At 74.8% G+C, this 7,731-nt stretch carries 5 protein-coding genes; 2 read left to right on the forward strand and 3 right to left on the reverse strand.

Translation table 11 applies throughout. The annotated features are described in order from the left end of the window. The first annotated feature begins 52 nt into the window (after window positions 1–52). The gene (locus ACFC0B_RS34275) at window positions 53–2,350 is read left to right on the forward strand and encodes a glycosyl hydrolase family 18 protein (protein ID WP_376095008.1); all 2,298 of its coding nucleotides are present in this window, start codon (window positions 53–55) and stop codon (window positions 2,348–2,350) included. An 83-nt stretch (window positions 2,351–2,433) separates the two neighbouring features. Here the strand turns inward: ACFC0B_RS34275 and ACFC0B_RS34280 are convergent, their stop codons facing one another. Beyond that, window positions 2,434–3,681 carry a geranylgeranyl reductase family protein gene (locus ACFC0B_RS34280; protein ID WP_376095011.1) on the reverse strand — a complete coding sequence of 416 codons (1,248 nt, stop codon included), beginning with the start codon at window positions 3,679–3,681 and terminating at the stop codon, window positions 2,434–2,436. 219 nt (window positions 3,682–3,900) lie between these two features. Here ACFC0B_RS34280 and ACFC0B_RS34285 point away from each other — a divergent pair, with 219 nt between their 5' ends. Beyond that, complete coding sequence (locus ACFC0B_RS34285; protein ID WP_376095014.1) at window positions 3,901–5,265, forward strand: dipeptidase; 1,365 nt, start codon at window positions 3,901–3,903, stop codon at window positions 5,263–5,265. Window positions 5,266–5,353: 88 nt separating this feature from the next. On the opposite strand, the gene ACFC0B_RS34290 is transcribed toward ACFC0B_RS34285, so the two are convergent. Together ACFC0B_RS34290 and ACFC0B_RS34295 are read right to left on the reverse strand one after the other, a co-directional pair. Continuing rightward, window positions 5,354–6,208: a DUF4184 family protein gene (locus tag ACFC0B_RS34290; protein WP_376095017.1), complete on the reverse strand. Its 855-nt coding sequence runs from the start codon at window positions 6,206–6,208 to the stop codon at window positions 5,354–5,356. A 76-nt stretch (window positions 6,209–6,284) separates the two neighbouring features. Beyond that, on the reverse strand, window positions 6,285–7,352 hold the full coding sequence (locus tag ACFC0B_RS34295; RefSeq protein WP_376095020.1) for an NUDIX domain-containing protein: 1,068 nt from the start codon (window positions 7,350–7,352) through the stop codon (window positions 6,285–6,287). Window positions 7,353–7,731: the final 379 nt, after the last annotated feature.

Consider the following 7,731-nt stretch of genomic DNA (forward strand, 5'->3'; position numbering starts at 1 on the left):
CCCGTACGGTTCGGCGTCACCCTGTCCAACCCCCACAGTCGCAGGGAGAACCATGTCCGTTCGATCCCGCACGCGCCGAGGCCGCCACAGGCTGCTCGCGCTGTTCTCCGTCCTGCTCCTCCCCCTGGCCGCGATCACCGCCCTGGCCACCCCGGCCAACGCGGCCGGCAAGCTCACCGCCGCCTTCACCAGCGAGAACAGCGGCTCCTGGTGGAAGGGCACCTACATCGTCAGGAACGACAACACCACCGCCGTCAACGGCTGGACCCTGGAGTTCGACCTCCCGGCCGGTGTGACCATCCAGAACAGCTACAACGGCACCGCGACGGTCAACGGCCGCCACGTCACCGCCGTCGCCGCGTTCTACAACGCCAACGTCCCCGCCGGGAAGACCACCGAGCCGTACAGCTTCTGGTTCGTCGCCAACGGCCCGATCGGCACGCCGACCGGCTGCCGGATCAACGGCGACAAGTGCGACGGCAGTTCGGACGTCCTGCCGTCCGCCCCGGGCACCCCGACGGTGACCGACTCGACCGCCCACACGCTCGCGCTGAAGTGGCCCGCCGCGACCGGCGGCGACTTCCCGGTCGCCTCCTACGACGTGCTGAACGGCAGCACCGTGGTCGGCAGCAGCACCACCACCGACACCGTGGTCACCGGCCTCACCCCGGCGACCAGCTACACGCTGACGGTCCGCGCCAAGGACACCCGCGGCAACCTCGGTCCGGCGAGCGCGCCGGTCACCGCCTCCACCTTCGACCCGTCCACCGACCCGACGCCGCCCACCGCGCCCACCAACCTCCGCACCACCGCGGTGGGTTCGAGCGACGTGACGCTCGCCTGGAACGCCGCCACCGACAACCTGAAGGTCGCCGCGTACGACGTCTACCAGGACGGCACGCTGGTCCGCACGGTCACCGGCTCCACCCTGACGACCACCGTGAGCAGCCTCTCCCCGTCCACCTCCTACACCTTCACCGTCAAGGCCCGGGACGGCGCCGACAACGCCTCCCCCGCCTCGACCGCGCTCAAGGTCACCACCTCCGACCTGGTCGGCGCCGGCAAGTACGCCCGGGTGGGCTACTTCACCCAGTGGGGCATCTACGGACGCCAGTACTTCGTGAAGAACCTCGACACCTCGGGCAGCGCGGCCAAGCTCGACGTCATCAACTACGCCTTCGAGAACATCGACCCGGTCAACCTCACCTGCATGGCGGGCGTCACCAGGGGCACCACGTCCAACCCGCAGGACCCCGACCAGGGCACCGGTGCCGGCGACGCCGACGCCGACTACGCCCGCCCGATGAGCGCCGCCCAGTCGATCGACGGCGTGGCGGACGACGGCTGGGGCAAGCTGCGCGGCAACTTCAACCAGCTGAAGAAGCTCAAGGCCAAGTACCCGCACCTGAAGGTCGTCGCCTCGCTCGGCGGCTGGACGTACTCCAAGTACTTCTCCGACGCGGCGGCCACCGACGCGTCCCGGCAGAAGTTCGTCAAGTCCTGCATCGACATCTGGATCAAGGGCAACCTGCCGGCCTACAACGGCGCGGGCGGTGACGGCGTCGCGGCCGGCATCTTCGACGGCATCGACATCGACTGGGAGTGGCCCGGCTCGCCCGACGGCCACGCCGGCAACCACTACAGCGCCAACGACAAGGACAACCTGACCGCGCTGCTCGCCGAGTTCCGCAAGCAGCTGGACGCGCTCGGCGGCTCGCACAAGCTGCTGACCGCCTTCACCCCGGCCGACCCGGTCAAGATCAACCAGGGCTGGGACCTCTCGAAGATCTTCAACTACCTGGACATCGCCAACATCCAGGGCTACGACTTCCACGGCGCCGGCAGCGACAACTCGTGGGAGCCCAACCGCGCCGGCCACCAGGGCAACCTCTACGTGGACGCCCAGGACCCGTACACCACGCACTTCAGCGTCGAGGGGGCCGTCAAGCCCTACCTGGACGCCGGGGTCAACCCGCGCAAGCTCACCATCGGCCTGGCCTTCTACGGCCGCGGCTGGCAGGGCGTCGCGGACGGCGGGGTCAAGGGCGAGTGGCAGAGCGCCACCGGCGCCGCCCCCGGCCAGTTCGCCGAGGAGGCCGGCACCCGCGGGTACAACAACCTGCTCACCACCTTCCCCAACCTCTCCGTCTACCACGACGAACAGTCGGTGGCGACCTACGGCTACACCGGAGCGGGCGGACAGTGGTGGACCTTCGACGACGCCTGGTCGATCACCAAGAAGACGGCCTGGCTGAAATCGAAGGGCCTGCTCGGCGCGATGATCTGGGACATGACCGGTGACACCCCGGGCGGCACCCTGATCAACGCGGTCGACGGCGGCCTCAGGTAGCCCCTGTCGCCCCGGTGATCCGCGCACGCCGGGCCGGACGGGAACCACCCGTCCGGCCCGGCGTCACGCCGTTGCCCGCCGGTTCAGCGCGAGGCGAGCGCGGCGAGCCGCCGCGCCGAGCGGTACTGCCGCAGCACCTGGGCGAAGGTGGTGTGCCCCTGGGTGGTCCGGGCGAACGCCCGCCACGCCGGGTCGACCAGGCAGACCGCCGCGTGGAACAGGTAGGGCCGGCGCTCGAAGGCGTTCAGCATCTGCTTGCCGGCCCGCATCTCCACCCCCAGGCCCGCCTTGATCGCGAACGCGTAGTTCAGCGCCTCGCGCCGGACCTCGGCCGCCGTGCCCGCCTCGGCCACCTTCACCGCCCACTCCCCGGCCAGCCGGCCCGAGCGCAGCGCGTACGAGATGCCCTCGCGGGTCCACGGCTCCAGCAGGCCCGCCGCGTCGCCGGCCACCAGGACCCGGCCGCGCGACAGCGGCGAGTCGTCGGCCCGGCAGCGGGTCAGGTGCCCGGACTCCACGCTCGGCGGGAAGCCCGACAGGCCCAGCCGCCGGATGTAGTCGGCCAGGTACTGCTTGGTCCGCTCGCCGTCGCCGCGCGCCGAGATCACCCCGACGGTCAGGCTGCTGGACTCGGTCTTCGGGAACACCCAGCCGTAACTGCCGGGCAGCGGGCCCCAGTCGAGGTGGATCCGGCCCGCCCAGTCGGCGGCGACGTCCGCCGGGACGGGGATCTCCGCCTCCAGGCCGAGGTCGATCTGGTCGAAGGAGACGCCGACGTGCCGGCCGATCCGGCTCGCGCTGCCGTCCGCGCCGACCACCGCGCGCGCCTCGAAGCCGCGCCCGTCGGAGGCGGTGACCAGCGCCGTCCGGTGCTCGCCGCCGCGCTGCTCGACCCCGGTGACGGTCACTCCGGTGACCAGCACCGCCCCGGCCTGCTTGGCCGCCTGGACCAGGCGCAGGTCGAACTCGTCCCGGTTGACCAGGCCGAACAGCATCTGCCGGGAGCGCCTGGTCCGGGCGAACCGGCCGCGGTACGCGAAGGTGACGGCGTGCACCCGGTCCTGGAGCGGCAGTCTGAAGTCCGGCGGCAGGCTGTCCCGGGAGGGGCCGATGATGCCGCCGCCGCAGGTCTTGTACCGGGGGTGCTCGGCCTTGTCGAGCAGCAGCACGCGCCGGCCCTGCACGGCCGCGGCGTGCGCGGCGGAGGCGCCGGCCGGTCCGGCGCCGACCACGACGACGTCCCAGACGCCGTCCAGCGGGTCCGGCCGGTCCGGCCCGTCGGCCTCGGCGTCGAGCGGGCTGCGAGTATCGGGGCTTCCGGAGTCAGTCACGGGCAGCAATCCTATGCGGCCGCCCCCGCCGCCGTCGGCCGCACCACCCCGAACGCGCGACCGAACCACCGGTCGGCCGGGTCCGGTGCGCCGCCCTGGGACGCTCCCCCGAAGGCCCCCGACGGCCCCCGCCCGGCTCCGCCTATGATCGGCACTACCCCCCGTCAACACCGTTCGCCCGCACCACCCCCTCGGACGGACCAGCCCCCCGGAGCACCGATGCCGCAGCAGCCCCTGGCCGACGCCGTCCGGTCCCTCATGGACCGCGCCCGCACCGACCTCGCCGACCTGGTCGCCTTCCCCTCGGTCGCCGACCCGCGCCAGTTCCCGGTCGAGGAGTGCGAGAAGGCCGCCCGCTGGGTCGCCGACGCCTTCGCCGCCGAGGGCCTGACGAACATCCGGCTGCTGGACACCCCCGACGGCACCCAGTCCGTCTACGGCGAGCTCCCCGGCCCGGCCGGCGCCCCGACCGTGCTGCTCTACTCGCACTACGACGTCCAGCCGCCGCTCGACGAGGACGCCTGGCTCAGCCCCGCCTTCCAGCTCACCGAGCGCGACGGCCGCTGGTACGGGCGCGGCGCCGCCGACTGCAAGGGCAACATCCTGATGCACCTGACGGCCCTTCGGGCGCTGCGCCAGGCGGACGGCGGCTACCCGGTCGGGCTGAAGGTCATCGTCGAGGGCTCGGAGGAGCAGGGCACCGGCGGCCTGGAGCGCTACGCCGAGGCCCACCCCGAGCTGCTCGCCGCCGACGCCATCGTGATCGGCGACACCGGCAACTTCGCCCCCGGCCTGCCCACCGTCACCGCCTCGCTGCGCGGCATGACCGTGGTCGACGTCTCGGTCCGCACGCTGGCCGGCAACCTGCACTCGGGCGCCTTCGGCGGCGCCGCCCCGGACGCCCTGCAGGCGCTGGTCAAGGTGCTCGCCTCGCTGCACGACGAGAACGGCGACGTCGCCGTGGCCGGGCTGGCCACCGGCCAGAGCTGGAGCGGCGTGCAGTACCCCGACGAGCAGTTCCGCGCCGACGCCAAGGTGCTGGACGGCGTCGAGCTCACCGGCACCGGCACCGTCGCCGACCGGCTCTGGGCCCGCCCCTCGGTCACCGTCCTCGGCGTCGACGCCCCGCCGGTGATCGGCGCGACCTCCTCCGTGCAGGCCTCCGCCAAGGCCTCGGTCAGCCTGCGGGTGCCGCCGGGCATGGACACCGCGGCCGCCCAGGAGGCGCTGGTCGCCCACCTGGAGGGCCAGGTGCCGTTCGGCGCCCGGGTCACCGTGGAGCGGCAGGGCAACGGCGCCGCGTTCAGCGCCGACACCTCCGGCCCGGCCTACGAGGCGATGGGCGAGGCGATGGCCGAGGCCTTCGGCACCCCGATGGTGGCCTCCGGCGAGGGCGGCTCGATCCCGCTCTGCAACACGCTGCGCACCCTCTACCCGGAGGCCGAGATCATCCTGATCGGCGTCGAGGAGCCGACCACCCAGATCCACGCCGTCAACGAGAGCGTCGACCCGCTGGAGCTGGAGCGGATGGCCCTCACCGAGGCGCTCTTCCTGCGCCGCTACGCCGAGCTGCGCTCCGTCTGACGCTCCGGCACACCGCCCCGCGCCGCCACCCGCCCGCACCACGGGCCCGGGGCCGCGCCGTCCGCCCGTGACGGCGCGGCCCCTGCCGTTACGCGCCGGCCCCGCGCAGCCACCCGCCCGCGCGAACCTGCGCCCGCGCGCCCGTACGCCGTGGGGAACCGCTCCCCGTACGCCCCCGCACCCCCGCCACGGCCGCCCGGCCCAGCGCCCAGCCGACCGCGCCGACCGCGAGGCCGGCCCCCGCCCCGAAGCACAGCTCCGCGAGCGGTCCGCGCCGCAGCGGCACCAGCCGGTGCACCACCCCCGCCGCGGTGGCCGCCCCCAGCACCGCCGCGCCCGTCCGCCGGGCCCGGTCCGACAGCTCGACGGCCGGGCGCACCGGCTCCACCGCCCGGGCCGCCCGCACCGCGTACCCCGCCACCGCGGCCAGCCCGGGCGCCGAGGTGCCGTACTGCAGCACCTCGTACAGCGGCGGGCCGCCCGCCACCGGCCGCTCCAGCGCCGGCAGCAGCCGGGACCCGAACCGCCCGGCGTGGGTGAAGCCGTCCCAGCCGACGTGGCTCGCCGCACCGGCCGCCGCCGAGAGCGCGAACCACCCGAGGTCCGCGCCCGACGGCCGCCCCCGCCCGGCCCGGCGGACCGTCAGCGCCTCGGCCGCGCCCGCCCACCGGCCCGGGAGCAGCGCGACCAGCGGTCCGCGCACCAGCCCGTGCCAGCCCGCCACCAGCCCGGCCGCGAGCACCACGTCCACCGTCGGCACCGCCCACCAGCGGTGGGTCGTCCCGCCGTGCCGGTACACCCCGGGCAGCAGCGACTCGGCGAAGAACGGCAGGTCGGGCGCCAGCGACCCGGCGACCAGCGCCGACGCGACCAGGGGTCCGCGCTCCCCCGCCGCGCGCAGCAGGGGCAGCACGGCGGCGGGGTGGCTCAGTGTGAACGGCATGCCGCCATCCTGCCGCCCCGCCGCGGGCGCCGTCGCCCGGGGGCCGGGGCGGCCGCGGGGCGCGCGCCGCCCGTGCTCACGCCGCGTCGGCGGTCGACGCCAGCCCCGCGCCGGCCCGGCGCCCGGCCTCCAGGTAGCGCAGCTCCCCGCAGCGGCGGGCGTCCAGCGCGGCCGCCAGCCGCCGGTACCGGGTCGGGGGCAGCAGCCCGGCGGCCTCCTCCAGTCCGACGAACCGCCAGCCGCGCAGTTCCTCCTGCTGGAGCCGCAGCCCCTGCCGGGCGGTGGCGTCCAGCAGCCCGCCGTCGTAGACCAGCCGCAGCCCGCCGCAGCGCGGGCCGGTGCGCGGCTCCCAGTCGACGGCGAGCAGCCGCAGCGCGGCCGGGTCGAGGCGCAGGCCGAGCTCCTCGGCGGTCTCCCGGAGCGCGGCGTCGGTGGGCGCCTCGCCGCGCTCGACGACGCCGCCGGGGAACTCCCAGTCCGGCTTGTAGACCGGGTCGACGAGCAGCACCCGGTCCTGCTCGTCGAAGAACAGGACGGCGGCCGCGACGGTGTCCCCGGTCGGGTCGGGGGTCTGCGCGATCGGACAGCGGGCCGAGCCGTCGCCCACCAGCTGGGCCAGCCGGGCGGCGGTCTCGCCCGGGGTGAGGCCGGAGGTGTCGACGAGCCGGGCGTCGCGGCGCAGCCAGCGGCGGGCGGCGCGGTAGCGCGGCAGGTGCTCCAGGCACCACTGGCGGATCCGCTCGCTGCGCTCCGGGTCGTCAGGGATCTCCTCGCGCTGGGCTATGCGCTGGCGCAGGATCGTTTCTTCAGGGTCCAGGACGAGGTGGTGCACGGCGATGCCGTTCGAGGCCAGCGACCCGAAGATCTCGTCCCGGTAGTCCTCCCGCAGCAGCGTCATCGGGACCACCAGCGGCCCGGTCACCTCGCCGAGCAGCGCCGCCGCCGTCTCGGGGACCAGGCGGCGCCAGGCCGGCAGGTCCTGGAAGTCCGACACCGCCGCCATCCGGTCGGCCGGCAGCATCGCGCGCAGTCCGAAGCCGACCAGCTCGGGATCGAACAGCATGCTGCCGGGCAGCAGTTCCACCAACGCGCGGCAGGCGCTCGTCTTGCCCGCCCCGAACGTGCCATTGACCCAGACGATCACTCACGCCCCCATGTTCTCGACCTCCCCCGGCGCCGTTCGCACCGGGCGGCGCCCCCGTCCGTCGAACCAGCGCCACCCGAGGTGGTACCCCTGCCGCGCCGGTCCCCATACCTCCACGCCGCCCCCGCTCATGGCGGTTCCCCGTTCCGCTTGTCAGGGGCATGTGCCCAGGTCAGAGGGCCTGCGACGATTCCCGTACGACCCCGGCCGCGCCGGATCGCGCACCCCTGGGCACCGGAGTCCGCCCCTTGGGCGCGCGCCCCCTCCGCGCTTCCCGCGCCCCGTCGCGCGCAGGTCCCCGGCCCCGCCGGTGCGGTCCAGGTAGACGTCGTAGTGCGAGGTCCAGCGCCACTGGCCCTGGCTGTTGCGGAACCAGTAC

The organism is Kitasatospora sp. NPDC056184 (assembly GCF_042268405.1).
Taxonomy (GTDB): Bacteria; Actinomycetota; Actinomycetes; order Streptomycetales; family Streptomycetaceae; genus Kitasatospora.

Excerpts from the sequence above, each read along its gene's own strand:
- ACFC0B_RS34275 (WP_376095008.1), top strand. The coding sequence starts at position 53 with ATGTCCGTTCGATCCCGCACGCGCCGAGGCCGCCACAGGCTGCTCGCG.
- ACFC0B_RS34285 (WP_376095014.1), top strand. The coding sequence starts at position 3,901 with ATGCCGCAGCAGCCCCTGGCCGACGCCGTCCGGTCCCTCATGGACCGC.
- ACFC0B_RS34290 (WP_376095017.1), bottom strand. The coding sequence starts at position 6,208 with ATGCCGTTCACACTGAGCCACCCCGCCGCCGTGCTGCCCCTGCTGCGC.